General features: G+C 72.2%; 18 protein-coding genes. 8 read left to right on the top strand and 10 right to left on the bottom strand.

The window, feature by feature from the left end:
- The first annotated feature begins 25 nt into the window (after positions 1-25).
- Positions 26-1186, top strand: a complete 1161-nt coding sequence (locus IAG43_RS22005; RefSeq protein ID WP_187742415.1) for an ABC transporter ATP-binding protein — start codon at positions 26-28, stop codon at positions 1184-1186.
- The gene (locus tag IAG43_RS22000) at positions 1183-2016 is read left to right on the top strand and encodes an ABC transporter permease (protein ID WP_187742414.1); all 834 of its coding nucleotides are present in this window, start codon (positions 1183-1185) and stop codon (positions 2014-2016) included. The genes IAG43_RS22005 and IAG43_RS22000 overlap by 4 nt, the downstream gene beginning before the upstream one ends.
- Before the next feature lie 27 nt (positions 2017-2043).
- Here the strand turns inward: IAG43_RS22000 and IAG43_RS21995 are convergent, their stop codons facing one another.
- Positions 2044-2373 carry an ATP/GTP-binding protein gene (locus IAG43_RS21995; protein ID WP_187742413.1) on the bottom strand — a complete coding sequence of 110 codons (330 nt, stop codon included), beginning with the start codon at positions 2371-2373 and terminating at the stop codon, positions 2044-2046.
- A gap of 213 nt (positions 2374-2586) precedes the next feature.
- On the opposite strand from IAG43_RS21995, the gene IAG43_RS21990 reads away from it, so the two are divergent.
- Entirely contained in the window at positions 2587-3618 is a 1032-nt protein-coding gene (locus IAG43_RS21990; protein ID WP_187742412.1) for an LLM class flavin-dependent oxidoreductase, read from the top strand.
- A 239-nt stretch (positions 3619-3857) separates the two neighbouring features.
- Here the strand turns inward: IAG43_RS21990 and IAG43_RS21985 are convergent, their stop codons facing one another.
- Complete coding sequence (locus tag IAG43_RS21985) at positions 3858-4250, bottom strand: SCO5389 family protein (RefSeq protein WP_187742411.1); 393 nt, start codon at positions 4248-4250, stop codon at positions 3858-3860.
- 241 nt (positions 4251-4491) lie between these two features.
- On the opposite strand from IAG43_RS21985, the gene nucS reads away from it, so the two are divergent.
- Entirely contained in the window at positions 4492-5154 is a 663-nt protein-coding gene (gene nucS / locus IAG43_RS21980) for an endonuclease NucS (protein WP_187742410.1), read from the top strand.
- Between the two features lie 96 nt (positions 5155-5250).
- Here nucS and IAG43_RS21975 read toward each other — a convergent pair whose 3' ends face one another.
- The 3 genes from IAG43_RS21975 to IAG43_RS21965 all read right to left on the bottom strand — a co-directional run bounded on the left by IAG43_RS21975 (position 5251) and on the right by IAG43_RS21965 (position 9404).
- Entirely contained in the window at positions 5251-7629 is a 2379-nt protein-coding gene (locus IAG43_RS21975; RefSeq protein WP_246574498.1) for an ATP-binding protein, read from the bottom strand.
- A gap of 450 nt (positions 7630-8079) precedes the next feature.
- Positions 8080-8403 carry an STAS domain-containing protein gene (locus IAG43_RS21970; protein WP_147988162.1) on the bottom strand — a complete coding sequence of 108 codons (324 nt, stop codon included), beginning with the start codon at positions 8401-8403 and terminating at the stop codon, positions 8080-8082.
- A gap of 152 nt (positions 8404-8555) precedes the next feature.
- Positions 8556-9404 carry a 3-hydroxyacyl-CoA dehydrogenase family protein gene (locus IAG43_RS21965; RefSeq protein ID WP_187742409.1) on the bottom strand — a complete coding sequence of 283 codons (849 nt, stop codon included), beginning with the start codon at positions 9402-9404 and terminating at the stop codon, positions 8556-8558.
- A 330-nt stretch (positions 9405-9734) separates the two neighbouring features.
- Between IAG43_RS21965 and IAG43_RS21960 the strand changes: the two genes are divergently transcribed.
- The gene (locus IAG43_RS21960) at positions 9735-10307 is read left to right on the top strand and encodes a cob(I)yrinic acid a,c-diamide adenosyltransferase (RefSeq protein WP_187742408.1); all 573 of its coding nucleotides are present in this window, start codon (positions 9735-9737) and stop codon (positions 10305-10307) included.
- Between the two features lie 115 nt (positions 10308-10422).
- Here the strand turns inward: IAG43_RS21960 and IAG43_RS21955 are convergent, their stop codons facing one another.
- Positions 10423-11001 (bottom strand): hypothetical protein, encoded by a 579-nt coding sequence (locus IAG43_RS21955; RefSeq protein ID WP_187742407.1) that lies wholly within the window; start codon positions 10999-11001, stop codon positions 10423-10425.
- 152 nt (positions 11002-11153) lie between these two features.
- Between IAG43_RS21955 and IAG43_RS21950 the strand changes: the two genes are divergently transcribed.
- The 3 genes from IAG43_RS21950 (at position 11154) to IAG43_RS21940 (ending at position 15039) form a co-directional block, all read left to right on the top strand.
- The gene (locus tag IAG43_RS21950; RefSeq protein ID WP_187742406.1) at positions 11154-12368 is read left to right on the top strand and encodes a sensor histidine kinase; all 1215 of its coding nucleotides are present in this window, start codon (positions 11154-11156) and stop codon (positions 12366-12368) included.
- Positions 12365-13030 carry a response regulator gene (locus IAG43_RS21945; RefSeq protein WP_187742405.1) on the top strand — a complete coding sequence of 222 codons (666 nt, stop codon included), beginning with the start codon at positions 12365-12367 and terminating at the stop codon, positions 13028-13030. The genes IAG43_RS21950 and IAG43_RS21945 overlap by 4 nt, the downstream gene beginning before the upstream one ends.
- A 149-nt stretch (positions 13031-13179) precedes the next feature.
- Positions 13180-15039: a glycoside hydrolase family 18 chitinase gene (locus IAG43_RS21940; protein WP_187742404.1), complete on the top strand. Its 1860-nt coding sequence runs from the start codon at positions 13180-13182 to the stop codon at positions 15037-15039.
- Positions 15040-15135: 96 nt separating this feature from the next.
- Here the strand turns inward: IAG43_RS21940 and IAG43_RS21935 are convergent, their stop codons facing one another.
- The 4 genes from IAG43_RS21935 to IAG43_RS21920 form a co-directional block, all read right to left on the bottom strand.
- On the bottom strand, positions 15136-15582 hold the full coding sequence (locus tag IAG43_RS21935; RefSeq protein WP_187742403.1) for a DUF2550 domain-containing protein: 447 nt from the start codon (positions 15580-15582) through the stop codon (positions 15136-15138).
- 147 nt (positions 15583-15729) lie between these two features.
- Complete coding sequence (locus tag IAG43_RS21930) at positions 15730-16104, bottom strand: F0F1 ATP synthase subunit epsilon (protein WP_187742402.1); 375 nt, start codon at positions 16102-16104, stop codon at positions 15730-15732.
- Between the two features lie 192 nt (positions 16105-16296).
- Positions 16297-17739, bottom strand: coding sequence for a F0F1 ATP synthase subunit beta (atpD, locus tag IAG43_RS21925; RefSeq protein WP_187742401.1), 1443 nt, complete (start codon positions 17737-17739; stop codon positions 16297-16299).
- The gene (locus tag IAG43_RS21920; protein ID WP_187742400.1) at positions 17739-18653 is read right to left on the bottom strand and encodes a F0F1 ATP synthase subunit gamma; all 915 of its coding nucleotides are present in this window, start codon (positions 18651-18653) and stop codon (positions 17739-17741) included. The genes atpD and IAG43_RS21920 overlap by 1 nt, the downstream gene beginning before the upstream one ends.
- Between the last annotated feature and the right edge of the window lie 19 nt (positions 18654-18672).

The following is an 18672-nucleotide window of genomic DNA, read 5'->3' as shown; positions in this document are numbered from 1 at the left end:
ACCCGACAGTCGATGGGGCTGCTAAATGATCGAGGCAGTCGGCCTGACGAAGCGCTACGGCGCCAAGACGGCCGTGTACAACCTTTCCTTCCAGGTGCGGCCGGGCGCCGTGACCGGCTTCCTCGGACCCAACGGCGCGGGCAAGTCCACGACCATGAGGATGATCCTCGGTCTGGACCGTCCGACCTCGGGCCAGGTGACCATCAGCGGCCGGCCGTACCGGCAGCTGCCGAACGCCCCCCGGCAGGTCGGCGCGCTGCTCGACGCCAAGGCCGTCCACGGCGGCCGCAGCGCCCGCAACCACCTGCTGTCGCTCGCCCAGCTGTCCGGCATCCCCGCGCGGCGGGTCGACGAGGTGCTCGGCGTCGTCGGCCTCCAGGACGTCGCCAAGCGGCGCTCCGGCGGCTTCTCGCTCGGCATGGGGCAGCGCCTGGGCATCGCCGCCGCGCTGCTCGGCGACCCGCAGGTGCTGCTGTTCGACGAGCCGGTCAACGGTCTCGACCCCGAGGGCATCCTCTGGGTGCGCAACCTGATGAAGCAGCTGGCCGCCGAGGGCCGCACCGTCTTCGTCTCCTCGCACCTCATGAGCGAGATGGCGCTCACCGCGGACCACCTGATCGTCATCGGCCGCGGCCAGCTCATGGCCGACATGAGCGTCAAGGACTTCATCGCCCACAACTCGGCCGGCTTCGCGCGGGTGCGCACCCCGGAGACCGAGCCGCAGCAGCGCGAGAAGCTGTCCGCGGCGCTCACCGAGGCCGGCGGGCAGGTCATGCCCGAGCCCGACGGGGCCCTGCGGATCACGGGCCTCGTCCTGCCGCGCATCAGCGACGTGGCGCACGACGCCGGGGTACGGCTGTGGGAGCTGTCCCCGCACCAGGCGTCGCTGGAGGAGGCGTACATGCGGATGACGCAGGGCGCCGTCGACTACCGCTCCACGAACGACCAGAAGGCGGGGCTGATGCAGCAGCCGCCCATGGGCCACGTGCCGCCCCAGCAGATCCCCGAGGTGCCCCAGCAGGGGTGGTACGCCCCGCCGGCGCCCGGCCAGAACCCGTACGCGCAGCCTGCGGCGCCGCAGGCGCCCGCGGTGCCCCCCACCGCTCCGACCGCTCCCCCGGCGGCACCGGCGGCGCCGCCCGCCGCTCCGTCCGCCGACCTGACCAAGCCCGAGGACGCCCGATGACCACCTCCTACCAGCAGCCGGGCGCCCCCTCGTACGCCTCGCCGATCCCGGTCCGCGGCGCGCACCTCGGCGACGCCCTCGCCTCCGAGTGGACCAAGATCCGGTCGGTGCGCTCCACGATGTGGACGCTCGGCGTGATGATCCTGCTCATGATCGGCATCGGCCTCGGTGTCGCCGCGCTCATCTCCTCGGCGGGCGACGCCGCCGAGATGGGTGAGGAGTCCGCCCTGGCACTCGGCTTCTTCGGCCTGCTGCCGGGTTCGATCTGCGTGGTGACCCTCGGCGTGCTGACCATCGCCTCCGAGTACGGCACCGGGATGATCCGGACGACGCTGACGGCCTGCCCCAGCCGGGGCCGGGTGCTGGCGGCGAAGGCGCTCGTCTTCTTCCTGCTGGTGTTCGTGATCACCACCGTGGTCGCCGGCCTGGTCGCCCTGGCGCAGCACTCGATCGTGGACGCCGCGGAGCCGAACGGCGACGAGTGGCTGCGCGCCACGGTCGGCGTCGGCCTGTTCGTCGCGGCGCTCGGACTGGTCTCGCTCGGCGTGGGCGGCATGATCCGGCACTCGGCGGGCGCGATCACCACGATGATCGGCGTCATCCTGATGCCGCTGGTCGCCGCGATGTTCATGTTCTCCGAGAACCTCGCGGACCTCCAGGAGTTCCTGCTGGAGTACGCGATCCCGAGTCAGCTCATCGGCATCTACGGCGAGGCCGCCTCGGCCGGATCGTCGGGCCCGTTGGGCTGGACGCCGGTCGGGATCATGCTGGGCCTGGCCGTCGTCTCGCTCGGCGGCGCCTTCGCGGTGATGAACGGCCGCGACGTCTGAGGACGCCCCGCGCGGCTCGCCGCGCGGTCAGTGACGCGGGGCGTTCCGGGACCGCTGCACCTTGGTGGTGCGGCGGTCCTTCGCGTTCCAGCAGGCCTTGTGCCAGTGGCGCCGGTCGTCGACGCCCCCGTGCTCGGGCCAGGCCACCACGTGCGGGAGGCCGGACGGGATCTCCTGGTCGCAGCCGGGGCAGCGGTACGTCTTGCCCGCCGCGCTCGCGCCGGCGACGTGCCGCACGGACCAGTCGTCGCCCTGCCAGGACTCGCTGCGCCCGAAGCCGCCGTACCGGTTGCCGGCCTCGTCGCCTCGGTCGGTCGGGCTGTCGCCGCCACGGGGGCGGTTGCGGCGCGGGGACACGGTTCACCTCACGTCTGTCGGGCCGGCGGTCGCCCTCCAGCGTAAGCGCCCGGATCGGGGGCACCCGTCGGCTCCGGCCCCCCGGCGGCCCGCCCGGCGGCGCCGGTTAGCGGAAAATCGCAACAATTTCCCGTCCGGCCGTGCCTTTGGCACGTGTCAGGCGTTGATGCCCGTGAGGGGGGAGACGCGTCGGCCGCAAGGAGGCAACAGGCAATGCGCGTTGGCACTTTCGTACTGGCGGCTCAGTTCCCCGGTCAGGGGCAGGGGGAGACACTGCACCGCGCGGTGCGGTCCGCGGAGGTGGCCGAGGAGGCCGGACTGGACTCCGTCTGGCTGGCGGAACACCACTTCGTCCCGTACGGCATCTGTCCGTCCGCCGTGACGCTGGCGGCGCTGCTGCTCGGCCGCACCCGCCGGATCCGGGTCGGCACGGCGGTGAGCGTGCTGCCGAGCGCGCACCCGGTGGCGCTCGGCGAGCAGGCCGCCCTGCTCCATCTGACCTCGGGCGGCAGATTCGTCCTCGGGGTCGGACGCGGGGGCCCATGGGTGGATCTGGAGGTGTTCGGGTCCGGTCTCGGCGCGTACGAACACGGGTTCCCGGAATCGCTCGATCTGCTGCTGCGCTGGTTGCGCGAGCCGCGTGTCGGGGCGGACGGCGAGCGGTACGCCTTCCGGGAGGTCGAGGTCGTCCCGCGCCCCTGCGAACTCATCGGGGGCTCCGGCACGGGCCCGGAGGTCGTGGTCGCCTGCACCTCCCCGAAAAGCGTGGAACTCGCCGCGGAGCGAGGGCTTCCGATGCTGCTGGGCATGCACTGCGGCGACGAGGACAAGGCCGCGATGGTCGCCCTCTGGCGCCGCCACGCGCTCGCGGCGGGCCGTCCGCCGGAGGAGGTGGCCGGCGCGGGACACGTCTCGGCCGGGGTGGTCCAGATCGCCGACGGCACCGCCGAGGCGAGGGAGACACTGGTCAAGGCCATGCCGGGATGGCTGAAGCAGGGGCTCGACGCCCATGTCACCGTGGACGGCCGGCACCGCGCGATGCGCGACCCCGTCGCCTACACGGAGATGCTCTGCTCGCTGCACGCCGTGGGCACACCGCGTCTGGCGGCGGACCGGCTCGCGGCGACCGCGGAGCGGACCGGGATCACCCGCTTCGCCCTGCTCGCGGAGGGGTCCGGCGACCTCGCCGCCACCGAGGAGAACGTACGGCGGCTCGGAGCCGAGGTGCTGCCCCGGCTCGTGTGAGCCGTGCACCGTGGCGCCCGGCCGGGCCCGTCGCCCCGGCCGGGAACCGTACGAGGGCGTGCCACCGCACGGGTGTGGCGCCCGGGAGCGGTCCCACGACGGCCGGGGCCGCCGTGCGGACCGTGGGGGGCTCGCGGGCCCCGTCCGGCGTGCGACACGTCCCCGGACCGTCGCCGGCCCGGGGAGGACCTGTGCACCTGACACCGTGCACTGCCCCGCCGCGGAGTACGGAACAGACCTCAGCAGTCGCGCAGTTCGGGCGACTGGTTGAGGAGCTGGCCCCGGACGGAGGTGAAGCGGGCGAGCCGCTCGTCCGCCGACGGGTCCAGCGGGAACACCGCGACGCGGTGGCAGTTCTGGAATGCCAGACGCACACCGAAGTGCCGCTGGAGCGCACCGCGAATCGCGTCACTCGCGAGTGCGCGCAGCAGCTGACCACGTGCCTGCTCGTTGGGCGGAGGCGTCTGGTTGTCGGCGAACTCCCCGCCGTCAACCTTCAGCTGAGCCACCAGCGAGCTGATCATCTCCCATGCGAAGGGCAGGGAGGTCCGGACGCAGTCGACGAAGGCTGCTTCGTCGACCTCGCCTCGCTCGGCCTGTTCCAACAGAGCCGGTGAGACGTCGAGCGACATGGGTTCTCCTCTCGCGACCCCGTAAAAGGGGTCTTACGGGCATGGAGGGAGACAGCAGGCGAAACGACGACATACGAAAGACGTAAGACGACGCAGCGTGCACGACCGGCGACCTCCCGCTTCCACGGTAAGTGCGCTGTCTTGGTCGCACCAGGAGATTGGGAACACAACCGGCCAAATAAGAAGGGGGCTTCCGGGGCGAATCGCGCGCCGGGGCGGCAGTCGAGTAGCGTTGCCGACCATGCGCCTCGTCATCGCCCGCTGCTCCGTGGACTACGCGGGCCGGCTCACCGCCCATCTGCCGTCCGCCCCCCGATTGATCCTGGTCAAGGCCGACGGCAGTGTGTCCATCCACGCCGACGACAGGGCGTACAAACCACTGAACTGGATGTCGCCGCCCTGCGCGCTGAAGGAGGGCGACGACGGCGTGTGGACCGTCGTGAACAAAGCGGGCGAGAAACTGATCATCACGATGGAAGAGGTCCTGCACGACTCCTCCCACGAACTGGGCGTCGATCCCGGCCTCATCAAGGACGGCGTGGAAGCGCACCTCCAGGAGCTGCTGGCCGACCGGATCGAGACACTGGGAGCGGGTTACAGCCTCATCCGGCGCGAGTACCCGACGGCCATCGGCCCGGTCGACATCCTGTGCCGCGACGCGGACGGCGCCACGGTCGCGGTCGAGATCAAGCGGCGCGGCGAGATCGACGGCGTCGAGCAGCTGACCCGCTACCTGGAACTGCTCAACCGCGATCCGCATCTGGCGCCGGTCAAGGGCGTGTTCGCGGCCCAGGAGATCAAGCCGCAGGCGCGGGTGCTGGCCACGGATCGCGGCATCGGCTGCGTCGTGCTCGACTACGACGCGCTGCGCGGCATCGAGGACGACAAGCTCCGCCTCTTCTGACCCGCCTCCCCGCCGCGCCCGTGGCGCGGCGGGGCACGCCTCCGCGAACCGCGCGTCCGTCACCGGCCGCGCGGTTCCGTGTCTCGGGGCGAGCCGTCAGGAGGGGTCGAGCGGGGTGGTGGGCGAGCCGCCCGAGGAGGTCTGTCCGCCCGACGGGCTGGGCGACGACGGCGGATCCGTCGGGTTGCCCGCCGACGGCGAGGACGACGCCGTCGGGGTCGGCGTGGTGCGCGTCGGGGTGGGCTTCGGCGTCGTCGGCTTCGACGTCGGCGGGGCCGTCGTGCGCGACGGCCCGGTGCCCGGCCGGGACGAGCTCGTCGAGGGCTGCGGCCCCGGGGCCGTCGTGCCCGCGGACGGGGTGCCCGTCGATCCCGGCGCCGAGGGCGACGGCTTCGCGGTGTTCCTGCCGTCGGAGGTGCCCGAGGGCTCGCCGGCCGGCACGGGCTCGTCCGTGCCCCAGTCGTCGGCTCCGTCGTCCGTCTGCTGGCCGTTCCGTACGCCTTCGGCCGGCGTCTCCTCGTCCGAGCCGGAGGTCGCACCCAGCGTGACGACGGTACCGAGAACGGCCGCCAGGACGGCCCCCGTGCCCACGGCGACCAGATTGCGGCGTGCTCCGCCGAGGAGACCGGGGAGGCGTGCGGGTCCGCGGCCGGGGGTCCTCGCGGCGAGGGGGCCCGTCACCGGCGGCGTGTCCTCGGCCGGTGTCCGCGGCAGCCTGGCGGTGGCGGCCCCGGCGGCCGCCCCCGCCGGAAGCGCGAGCGGGACCCCGCGGGGCGGCGACTGCGGCCCCTCCGGGCGGGCGGCCGGTGTCTCGGGCTTCGGCGCGAGTCCCTGGGTGCGGTCCTCGACGAGCGCCAGCGCACGGCGCCCCGCGACCGTGCCGTTCCTGTCGGCGAGGGCCCCGCGCATGCCTATGGAGGCCTCCAGCTCCGCGCGCGCCCGGTCCGGATTGCCCGTGCAGAGCGCGAGGACGCCCAACTCGTGGTGGAAGTAGGCGTCTTCGGCGACCTCGCCCGCGATCCGGGCGGCCTCCGAGCCGATCCGCAGGGTCCGCTCCCAGGCGCCCCAGTGCCGTCCGGCCGCGAAGGCGGGCGCGGCGCTGCGGGCGAGCAGCACGGCCGCGCTGGCGTGCCCGGCGTCACCGGCGGGCACCAGGGCGGCGAGCGAGGCCAGCAGGGCGTCGGCCTCGGCGACGGCCCGCGCGGGCGTGACCGACGGGTGCCCGGCCCACCAGGTGTAGTGCTGGGCCGCGGTGTGGGCGTGGCGGGTGGCGTCCTCGTCGTACCCCTTCTCGCGCAGCTGGGCGAGGACTCCGGCGGCGAGGCGGTAGCGCGGTCCGGCGGGCGAGAGCAGGCCGCAGGACATCAGCTCGCCGAGCGCCGCGTCGGCGTGGGTGTCGCCGATGAGGGCGGGCAGGTGCGCCTGGTGGGGCACCTCGCCGCCGAGCGCGACGGCGAAGCGGAGCGTCGCCCGGGCGGACTCGCCGAGACGGGACGCGAGCAGCGGGGCGGGCGCGGCCCCCTCCCCCAGCGTCGGCAGCGGCACGTCCCTGCCCTGCGCGGCGTCGAAGGGGGCGAACTCCTCGAACGCCTCCGGGTCCCCGCGCAGGTCGTCGCACTGGCGCAGCAGCGCCCCGGCCTGGACGAAGCGCAGCGGCAGCCCCTCGGACTCGAACCAGAGGTCCCCCGCCCAGTTGGACTCCTCCTCGGTCAGCGGACGGCCCACGACCCGGGACAGCAGGTCGAGCGCGGTGGCCCGGCCGAGTCCGTCGAGGACGACCTCCTCCAGCGGCGAGTCGGCGGAGGGGACGGCCACCTCGGGGGTGGCCGCGAGCAGGAAGGCGCATTCCGGCGCGGCGTCGAGGAGTTCGTCGAGCGCGGCGCCGCCGAACTCCAGGTCGTCGAGGACGACGACGGCGCCGATGTCCCGGACGAAGCCGGCGAGGGCGATCCGGTCGAGGCGCTGTCCGGGGACGGAGAACACCGCGGCGAAGAGTTCCTGGAGGAGTTCGCCGGGGGTGCGGTGGAGGCCGTTGAGACGGACGACGCCGTCGGGGGCGATCCGGGCGCACTCCTCGGCGACGGCGTCGAGGAGCGCGGTGCGTCCGGAGCCGGCCGGGCCGGTGAGGCGGACCGAGCGGCCCTGCCCGAGCAGCCGGACGAGGCGGGCGCGCGGCTCGTCCCGCTCCAGCAGCGACAGCCGCGGCGCCGCGGGCCCGGCGGGGACGGGCGGCTGGGCGGCGCGGGCCGCCTCGGCGCGCTCGGCGGCGGTGTGCCGGACGGGGCGGCCGGGGACGTCGCCCGGCGGGCAGAGCTCGATCTCGCTGCCGTCGACGGGGTTGACGGTGAGCAGATAGTCGCCGGAGACCAGCTGGACCGTGCGCACGGGCGCCGGGGCGGACGGCACGGCCTGCTTCATGGCGTCGCGCGGCGGCCGCCCGTGTCCGGCCGAGTCGCCGAAGCTGTCATTGTCCATGGTGAATGTCCCCACATGCGGTTGCCCGGCCTCGCTCCGCCGGGATCACTCGGATCCCGGGGCCGCAGCCGGCGCGTTCGTCGCCCTCCGGCCTCCGGGCACGCTCGCCGTCGCTTCGGTCCGGTGCCCGCCTGACGGGTCCTGCACAAGGGCGGGCGATCGAACCCTAGACGCTGTTCGGGGATCGCGGAACAGTGGGTTCCCGCACCGCCGGGGACGTCACGGTCTTGGGAGGTTTGCCCTCCTCGTACCGTTCGCGCCGCTGGTGCCGCTCGTACCGCGAAGGTCCCGTGGCGGCCCGGTACGCCGTGCTTTCCGACCGTCGTCCGCCGCACCCCGGCACCGCCCGGAGACCCCGCCGCACCCCGGCACCGCCCGGAGACCGCGCCGCGGACGGACGCCCCGCTCCCGCCGGCCCCGCCGCCGGCAGGGAGCCGGCGGGGCGGGGTGTCAGACGCGCGGAAGCGATTCGGCCGCGATGCCGCCCTCGATCGCCAGGATGCGGTGCAGCCTGGTGGCGACGAGCAGCCGCTGCATCTGCGGCGGCACGCCGCGCAGCACCAGCCGGCGGCCGCAGCGGCCGGCTCTGCGGTGCGCGCCCATGATGACCCCGAGCCCGGTGGCGTCCCAGGAGTCGAGGTGCGTCAGGTCCAGCACCAGGTCGCCCACGCCGTCGTCGACCGCCGAGTGCAGGACCGTACGGGCGTCCGCCGCGCTGCGGACGTCGAGGCGGCCCCCGACGACCAGTTCGGCGTGGTCGCCCCTGATGTGCATATGCGCTCCCCGAGAGAAAGTGTGATCTGCCCCGTGTCGTCGGTACCCCGTCTTGCAACAACTGACTGCCGTACATGCGGTGGGGTTGCTGCCTGTAAGCGAACCGATACCGAATTCACCCTCACGGGCGATATCGAATCGGTCGATTCGCGTCAGTGCTTGTAGAAGCCCTGCCCGCTCTTGCGGCCGATGTCACCGGCGTCCACCATCCGGCGCATCAGCTCCGGCGGTGCGAACTTCTCGTCCTGCGACTCGGTGTAGATGTTGCTCGAGGCGTGCAGCAGGATGTCGACGCCGGTCAGGTCGGCGGTGGCCAGCGGCCCCATGGCGTGCCCGAAGCCGAGCTTGCAGGCGATGTCGATGTCCTCGGCGGTGGCGACGCCCGACTCGTACAGCTTCGCCGCCTCGACGACGAGGGCGGAGATCAGCCGGGTGGTGACGAAACCGGCGACGTCGCGGTTGACGACGATGCAGGTCTTGCCGACGGATTCGGCGAACTCCCGCGCGGTGGCGAGGGTTTCGTCGCTGGTCTTGTAGCCGCGGACCAGTTCGCACAGCTGCATCATCGGGACCGGCGAGAAGAAGTGGGTGCCGACGACCCGCTCCGGGCGCTCCGTGACCGCCGCGATCTTGGTGATCGGGATGGCGGAGGTGTTGGAGGCGAGGACGGCGTCCGGGCGGACGAGCTTGTCGAGCGTCCGGAAGATCTCGTGCTTGACCTCGAGCTTCTCGAAGACTGCCTCGACGACGATGTCGGCGTCGGCCACGGCGTCCAGGTCGGTCGTCGTGGTGATGCGGCCCAACGCCGCCTCGGCGTCGCCCGCTTCGAGTCTGCCCTTGGCGACGAACCGGTCGTACGACGCCTTGATGCCGTCGCGGCCGCGGGTCAGGGCCTCGTCGGTCACATCGCGCAGCACGACGTCCCAGCCGGCCTGGGCCGAGACCTGTGCGATGCCGGAGCCCATGAGTCCGGACCCGATGACGGCGAGCTTCCTGGCCACTGCTGCACCCCTTAACAACTGTTTACATGTGCGCTCTCTGCCGGAGGTTAGCGCCCGTGAGGGGCCCTGTGACCGCCAAGAGACGCGCGTCACGTCCCACATGGCGGACATCACACTCCGGCCGGACGGCCGGGCGCCACGGACGGCCGAGCCGGGTGCCTTCGCGCCCGCCGCGGCCGGCCGGGCGCGCGGTCGCACGCCGTGCCGTTCCGCCGCCCGCCGGCGGGGCGACGGCGTGCGGGCGACGGCCGCGGGGCGCGCCGGCCGCCGTCCCCGTGACGGCGGGCACACGGGTGTTCCGCGGGGCCGCGGCGTCACTACGCTGGCCGCATGGTCAACCTGACACGCATCTACACCCGCACCGGCGACCAGGGCACCACCGCCCTCGGCGACATGAGCCGCACCGCCAAGACGGACCTGCGCATCTCGGCGTACGCCGACGCCAACGAGGCCAACGCCGTCATCGGCACGGCGATCGCCCTCGGGGCGCTGGACGAGGAGGTCGTGAAGGTCCTCGTCCGGGTGCAGAACGACCTGTTCGACGTCGGCGCCGACCTGTCGACCCCCGTGGTCCCCGACCCGGAGTACCCGCCGCTGCGGGTCGAGCAGTCCTACGTCGACAAGCTGGAGGCCGACTGCGACCGCTTCCTGGAGGAGCTGGAGAAGCTGCGCAGCTTCATCCTGCCCGGCGGCACCCCGGGTGCGGCCCTGCTGCACCAGGCGTGCACCGTGGTCCGCAGGGCCGAGCGGTCGACCTGGGCGGCGCTGGAGGTGCACGGCGAGACGATGAACGCGCTGACCGCCACCTACCTCAACCGCCTGTCCGACCTGCTGTTCATCCTGGCGAGGACCGCCAACAAGGCGGTCGGCGACGTGCTGTGGGTGCCGGGCGGCGAGCGCTGAACAACGGTCCCGGGGCCGGTCGCCGGCCCCGGGACGGTGCGTCCCGGCCGTCGGGCGGGGAGCCGGGGCTCTCCAGGCCGCGGCCGCGCACCGCGACGGTCCGCCCCCCGGGGGCTCAGCGTTCGACGCGTACCGGCTCGCGCTCCGGCGCCGGGCCGGAGCCGGAGCCCTTCTTCGGGAACACCGCGTAGCTGAGCGCGATCAGCCCGTGGATGCCGGCGGCCCGCCAGGCGGCGTGCATCCAGCTCTCCAGCGAGCCGGTGCGCGAGGGGTCGTCCACGTACCACATGGCGGCCAGCAACAGGCCGCTGGCGACGGCCGCCGCGGTCACCGTGCCGAGCCAGACACGGCCCTCGTGCCGGGCGCGGGCCATGCCGTACCGGGGCGGCTTCGGGGGCGGCGGCGCACCGCCGAAGCGGTGGGCGGCGTGGCCGTCGAGCCACTTCACGGTCCGGTGGCCGTGGCCGGCGGTGTAGCCGATGTACAGCGCCGCGAGTCCGTGCCGCCAGCTCGGGTCGGCCCCGTTCTTCAGATCGATCGCCGTGACCACGAGCAGCACCACCTCCAGCAGCGGCTCGCACAGCAGCAGGGCGGCTCCGGTCCGGGGCATCCGCAGCAGGTAGCGGACGGCGAGTCCGGCGGCCAGCAGCACCCAGAACCCGATCTCGCAGACGATGATCAGCGTGACGATCACGGCGGCTCTCCTCTCGTACGCTTCCAGCGTGGCCGCCCGGGGCCGCACGGTCGTCGTCGCGAGTGACGAAGTGGTGCTGCATCCTTCGATGTAGTGGCGCCTCCGACCGCACGGTGAGGCACCGGGCGGGCCGCTGCGTGTTTGATGGGACGGTGACCCTGCCCCGCCCCCACCGCGACGACGTCCTCATCGCGGTCACCGGTCTGCTCGGCGGCCTGGTGCTCTGGTCGTTCGGCCTCCACACCAACGGCTACCAGGCGCCCCTGCCCGGCTGGGCGGCCCTGCCCCCGCTGGCCGCCATGTCCGCCCTGGAGCTGCTGCGCCGCACGATGCCGCGGACCGCCCTGCTGGCCGGCACCGCGGTGATGCTCTTCGACCTGTTCACCCCGGGCAGCCTCGCCACGGTGCTGATGTACGCCGACCTCTTCTACGCGGCCGTGCTCTACGGCTCGCCGGGGGCGTCCCGCCGCATCCCGGTGATCACGGGGATGCTCACCATCGCGGTGACGATCGCCTTCCTGGCCTGGCTGCGCAACCCCGGCGCGCTGCTGATCGGCGTGGTCGCCGGTCTCGTCTCGTTCGGCCCCTCCACCACCGGCGCCATCGTGCGCAACCACCGCGAGGCGGCGGACGCGGCACGGCTGCGCGCCGAGCAGACCGCCCTGCTCGCCGAGATGGACCGGGCGCAGGCGGTCGTCGCCGAGCGGGCGCGGATGGCCCGCGAGCTGCACGACATGGTGGCGAACCACCTGTCGGCGATCGCCATCCACTCCACGGCGGCACTGTCCCTGGACGACGAGGAGACCACCCGCCGGGCACTCGGGGTGATCCGGGAGAACAGCGTCGCCGGTCTGGCCGAGATGCGCCGGCTCATCGGGCTGCTGCGGGACACCGGGGGCGGCGACACGGAGCCCGCGGCCGCGCCGACCCTCGCCGGGCTGGAGGCCCTGGTGGACCAGGCGCGGACGAACGGGGCGGCCAGCGGGCTGACCTTCGTGCTGCGCGGCGTGCGCGAGGGTCCGGCGGGCCTGCCCGCTCCGGTGGAGCTCGCCGCCTACCGCATCGTGCAGGAGTCGCTGACCAACGCCCTCAAGCACGCGGAGGCCGGCGAGGTGCGGGTGAGCGTGGCGCCGGACGATGCGGGCCGGGTGCTCTCCGTCGACGTGACCAGCCCGTTCGGACGACGTCACGGGCCCCGCGCGCCCGGTTCGGGAGCCGGCCTGGTGGGCATGGAGGAGCGGGTCGCCCTGCTGGGCGGCGAGTTCGGGGCGGGCCCCGCCGAGGGGCCGCAGGGCGGGCCGCGCAGGATCTGGAGGGTGCGGGCGACCCTGCCCCTGGTCGTCGACGACAAGGAGTTCCCGGCATGACGGACACGACCGCGGCCCCCCGGGTGAGGGTGCTGGTCGCCGAGGACCAGAGCGCGGTGCGCGCCGGGCTGGTGCTGATCCTCGGCAGCGCGCCGGACATCGAGGTGGTGGGCGAGGCCGCGGACGGCGAGGAGGCGGTGCGCCTGGCGGGCGAACTGCGGCCGGACCTGGTCCTGATGGACGTGCAGATGCCCAAGCTGGACGGGGTGTCGGCGACCCGCGAGGTGGTCTCCCGGGGACTCGCGGACGTCCTGGTGCTGACGACGTTCGACCTCGACGCGTACGTCTTCGGGGCGCTGCGGGCGGGCGCCGCGGGCTTCCTCCTGAAGAACACGGAGGCCGGGGCGCTGATCGAGGCGGTGCGCACGGTGGCGCGGGGCGAGGGGACCATCGCGCCGGCCGTCACCCGCCGCCTCATCGCGGAGTTCGCCGCGCCGCGCCCGGGCCGGGCCGCGCCCGATCCGTCGGTCGTCGACGTGCTGACCCGGCGGGAGCGCGAGGTGCTGTCGTGCCTGGGGCGGGGCATGTCGAACGCGGAGATCGCGGAGCGGCTGACGATGGCGGAGGCGACGGTGAAGACCCACGTCAGCAGGCTGCTCGGCAAGCTCGAACTGCGCAGCAGGGTGCAAGCGGCGGTATTGGCGCAGGAGTTGGGGATCTGAGCGGCTTCGTACCGAGAGCTCCGACGTTGGTCTGGACCTATTGACGAGTGGTCCAGACCACCCTACTCTCGCCGAGCACGCTGCGGTGAGCCACGCAGCGGTGTGCACGGACCAACCCGAACTGTCCGCACACGACTCGAGGAGATTCCTTGAGCACTCAGGCCACAGACATCCCCCACGCGAGACGTCGCCTCAGATCTCGGGCGACCGCGGGACTCACCGCACTGCTGCTCCCCCTCGCCGCGCTGGTGGGTCTCGCCACCCCCGCCGAGGCCGCCACCTCCGCCACCGCCACCTACACGAAGTCCTCCGACTGGGGCTCGGGCTTCGAGGGCAAGTGGACGGTGAAGAACACCGGCACCACCGCCATCAGCTCCTGGACCGTCGAGTGGGACTTCCCCGCCGGCACCAGGGTCACCTCCGCCTGGGACGCCACCGTCACCAGTTCCGGCAACCACTGGACCGCGAAGAACGTCGGCTGGAACGGCACCCTCTCCCCCGGCGCCTCCGTCTCCTTCGGCTTCAACGGCTCCGGCACCGGCTCCCCCACCGGCTGCAAGCTCAACGGCGCCTCCTGCGACGGCGGCTCCGTCCCCGGCGACACCCCGCCCACCGCCCCGGGCGCCCTGACCACCTCGAACGTCACCGACACCTCGGTACGTCTGAGCTGGGGCGCGGCCACCGACGACAAGGGCGTCAAGAACTACGACGTGCTGCGCGACGGGGCGAAGGTCGCCACCGTCACCGGCACCGCGTACACCGACAACGGTCTGACCGCCGGCACGGACTACTCCTACGCCGTCCAGGCCCGTGACACCGCCGACCAGACCGGTCCGGTCAGCGCCTCGGTCTCGGTGCGCACCACCGGCGGTGGCGGCGGCGAGCCCCCGACCGGCGACAAGGTCAAGCTGGGCTACTTCACCAACTGGGGCGTCTACGGGCGCAACTACCACGTCAAGAACCTGGTGACCTCCGGCTCGGCGGCGAAGATCACGCACATCAACTACGCCTTCGGCAACGTCCAGGGCGGCAAGTGCACGATCGGCGACGGCTACGCGGACTACGAGAGGGCGTACACCGCCGACCAGTCCGTCGACGGCGTCGCCGACACCTGGGACCAGCCGCTGCGCGGCAACTTCAACCAGCTCCGCAAGCTGAAGGCCCAGTACCCGCACATCAAGATCCTCTGGTCCTTCGGCGGCTGGACCTGGTCCGGCGGCTTCGGCCAGGCCGTGCAGAACCCGACCGCCTTCGCCCAGTCCTGCTACGACCTGGTCGAGGACCCGCGCTGGGCCGACGTCTTCGACGGCATCGACCTGGACTGGGAGTACCCGAACGCCTGCGGCCTGACCTGCGACACCAGCGGTCCGGCGTCCTTCAAGAACATGATGCAGGCGATGCGCGCCAAGTTCGGCGCGAACAACCTGGTCACCGCGGCCACCACGGCCGACGGCTCCGACGGCGGCAAGATCGACGCGGCCGACTACGGCGGCGCCGCCCAGTACATCGACTGGTACAACGTGATGACGTACGACTTCTTCGGCGCCTGGGCCGCCCAGGGACCGACGGCCCCGCACTCGCCGCTGAACAGCTACGCGGGCATCCCGCAGGCCGGCTTCAACTCGGCGGACGCGATCGCCAAGTTCAAGGCCAAGGGCGTCCCCGCGAAGAAGCTCCTGCTCGGCATCGGCTTCTACGGCCGCGGCTGGACGGGCGTCACCCAGGCCGCCCCGGGCGGCACCGCGACCGGCCCGGCGCCCGGCACCTACGAGCAGGGCATCGAGGACTACAAGGTCCTCAGGAACAGCTGCCCCGCCACCGGGACCGTCGCCGGCACCGCCTACGCGCACTGCGGCACCAACTGGTGGAGCTACGACACCCCGGCCACCATCGGCTCCAAGATGACGTGGGCGAAGAACCAGAACCTCGGCGGAGCGTTCTTCTGGGAGTTCAGCGGCGACACCACCAACGGTGAGCTGGTGAGCGCGATCAACAGCGGCCTCGGATAACACGGCCGTACACACGCGAGAAGCCCGGGCGGGGTCCTCCCCGCCCGGGCTTCCTCACATCCGGTTCACGCCCCGCCGGCCGTCCCGGCACCGGCCTCACGCCACATTGACCCGCTGGCCCGGCGGGGCCGCCTCCAGCCAGGCGAGGAAGCCGGTCAGCGCGTCCTCGCTCATCGCGAGCTCCAGGCGGGTGCCGCGGTGCAGGGCGCCGAGGACCACGGAGTCGGACAGCAGGGCCAGCTCCTCCTCGCTGTCCGGGATCCGGCGCGCCAGCACCTCGATCGAGGAACGCTCCAGGGTCCGGCGGGGGCGGGGCGCGTAGGAGAAGACGCGGAACCACTCGATGCGGTCGCCGTTGTAGCGGGCCACGCCGTAGACCCAGCCCTTGCTCGACGGGTCGCCCTTCTCGGGGACGTTCCAGCGCAGACTGCAGTCGAAGGTGCCGCCGGAGCGCTGGATCAGCCGCCTGCGCAGACCGAACACCAAGAGCGCGACCACCACCAGTAGGACGACCAGGCCGCTCACAAGAAGAGCGAGGAACATCTCCACCGACCTCCTCGCATCGTCCCGTAAACCGAATACCACGTGCACCTGCATCGCCTCAGCCGCGGCACGCTCCGGAGAAGCTCCGGAACGCCCGCGGCTGAGGGAAAAACCTGATCGGCGGCTGTCGCCAGGTCCGGGGAGGACCTAGCCGGCCGCCACCGCACGCAGCCTGACGTCGGCGCGGCGCTCGGCGGCCGCGTCGGTGTCGGACTTCGCACGCTCCAGCGCGCGCTCGGCGCGCTTGACGTCGATCTCGTCCGCCAGCTCGGCGATCTCCGCCAGCAGCGACAGCTTGTTGTCGGCGAAGGAGATGAAGCCACCGTGAACGGCGGCGACGACGGTCGAACCCTCAGTCGTACGGATGGTCACCGGGCCCGATTCCAGCACACCCAGCAGCGGCTGGTGACCGGGCATGACGCCGATGTCGCCGGACGCGGTGCGCGCGACCACCAGGGTGGCCTCGCCGGACCAGACATTGCGGTCCGCGGCGACCAGCTCGACGTGCAGCTCAGCAGCCAAGGTTGGCTCCTCGGGTCACCACCCGGCGGTTGTGCCGGGTGTTGGGTCATCAGTCTAGTAGGGCCCGGAGCACCGAAGCGCCCCGGTCCCGTCCGGCCCTCGGGCCGTGTGCACCCGCGCACTCCCGGGGACCGGGCTGCGGGCGCGACGAAGGGGGCGGGACGTGCCCGCCCCCTTCAGCGAGTCGACGACTCAGGAGACGCCGAGTTCCTTGGCGTTGCTCTTGAGGTCCTCGATGCCACCGCACATGAAGAACGCCTGCTCGGGGAAGTGGTCGTACTCACCGTCGCAGATCGCGTTGAACGCGGAGATCGACTCGTCGAGCGGCACGTCCGAACCGTCCACGCCGGTGAACTGCTTCGCCGCGTGGGTGTTCTGGGACAGGAAGCGCTCGACACGACGGGCACGGTGGACGACGAGCTTGTCCTCCTCGCCCAGCTCGTCGATACCGAGGATCGCGATGATGTCCTGGAGGTCCTTGTACTTCTGGAGGATCCCCTTGACGCGCATCGCGGTGTCGTAGTGGTCCTGCGCGATGTAGCGCGGGTCCAGGATGCGGGACGTGGAGTCCAGCGGGTCCACCGCGGGGTAGATGCCCTTCTCCGAGATCGGACGGGAGAGCACCGTCGTCGCGTCGAGGTGGGCGAACGTGGTGGCCGGCGCCGGGTCGGTCAGGTCGTCCGCGGGGACGTAGATCGCCTGCATCGAGGTGATCGAGTGACCACGCGTCGAGGTGATGCGCTCCTGGAGCAGACCCATCTCGTCGGCGAGGTTCGGCTGGTAACCCACCGCGGACGGCATACGGCCGAGCAGGGTGGACACCTCGGAACCGGCCTGGGTGAACCGGAAGATGTTGTCGATGAAGAAGAGCACGTCCTGCTTCTGCACATCGCGGAAGTACTCCGCCATGGTCAGACCGGCCAGGGCGACGCGCAGACGGGTGCCCGGGGGCTCGTCCATCTGGCCGAAGACCAGCGCGGTCTTGTCGAGAACGCCGGACTCCTCCATCTCCGCGATCAGGTCGTTGCCCTCACGCGTACGCTCACCGACACCCGCGAAGACGGAGACGCCCTCGTGGAGGTTGGCGACACGCATGATCATTTCCTGGATCAGCACGGTCTTGCCGACACCGGCGCCACCGAACAGACCGATCTTTCCACCCTTGACGTACGGGGTGAGAAGGTCGACGACCTTCAGGCCGGTCTCGAACATCTCGGTCTTGGACTCGAGCTGGTCGAAGGCCGGGGCCTTGCGGTGGATCGGCCAGCGCTCACCGACGTTGGCGTTCTCCTCGGGCTGGTTCAGCACCTCACCGAGGGTGTTGAACACCTTGCCCTTGGTGAAGTCGCCGACCGGGACGCTGATGCCCACGCCCGTGTCGGTCACCGTGGCCTGGCGGACCAGGCCGTCGGTGGGCTGCATCGAGATGGTGCGGACGATGCCGTCACCGAGGTGCTGCGCCACCTCGAGGGTCAGCGTCTTCTTGGCGCCTTCCTCGGCGGGGTCGGCGACCTCGACGTGAAGGGCGTTGTAGATGTCGGGCATCGCGTCGACGGGGAACTCCACGTCGACGACCGGGCCGATGACCCGGGCGACGCGGCCCGTGGCAGCAGCCGTCTCAACAGAGGTCGTCATTACTTGTCACTCCCCGCGTTCGCGTCGGCCAGGGCTGCGGAGCCACCGACGATCTCGCTGATTTCCTGGGTGATTTCGGCCTGGCGGGCCGCGTTGGCAAGTCGGGAGAGCGTGTTGATCAGCTCGCCCGCGTTGTCGGTCGCCGACTTCATCGCCCGGCGGCGGGCCGCGTGCTCGGAAGCCGCGGCCTGCAGCAGTGCGTTGTAGATACGGCTCTCGACGTAGCGCGGCAGAAGGGCGTCGAGGACGTCCTCCGCCGACGGCTCGAAGTCGAACAGCGGAAGAAGCTCATTCTTCCCCTGCGTCTCCTCCGCCTTCTCGAGGCTGAGCGGCAGCATCCGGTCGTCGACGGGGTTCTGCGTCATCATCGACACGAATTCCGTGAAGACGATGTGCAGCTCGTCGACGCCACCCTCCGCGGTGTCCTTCTGGACGGCCTCGATGAGCGGTGCGGCCACCTTCTTGGCATCCGAGTATTCCGGGCTGTCCGTGAACCCGGTCCACGACTCCGTGACCTTGCGCTCACGGAAGCCGTAGTACGCGACGCCCTTGCGGCCGACGATGTAGGAGTCGACCTCCTTGCCCTCGCCGCGCAGCCGCTCGATGAGACGGTCCGCCGCCTTGATGGCGTTGGAGGAGTAGCCGCCGGCCAGACCGCGGTCGCTCGTGACGAGCAGCACCGCGGCGCGGGACGGGGTCTCGGCCTCCGTGGTCAGAGGGTGCTTGGTGTTCGAGCCGGTCGCCACCGCCGTGACCGCGCGGGTGAGCTCGGTCGCGTACGGCGTCGAGGCCGCCACCTTGCGCTGTGCCTTGACGATGCGCGAGGCGGCGATCATCTCCATCGCCTTGGTGATCTTCTTCGTCGCGGTGACGGACCGGATGCGACGCTTGTAGACCCGGAGCTGCGCTCCCATGAGTCAGGTCCCTTCCTTA

The organism is Streptomyces genisteinicus (genome assembly GCF_014489615.1).
GTDB classification, from domain to species: Bacteria; Actinomycetota; Actinomycetes; order Streptomycetales; family Streptomycetaceae; genus Streptomyces; species Streptomyces genisteinicus.
Note: the sequence above shows the minus strand (reverse complement) of the source record. Positions and strands in the feature narration are given on the sequence as shown.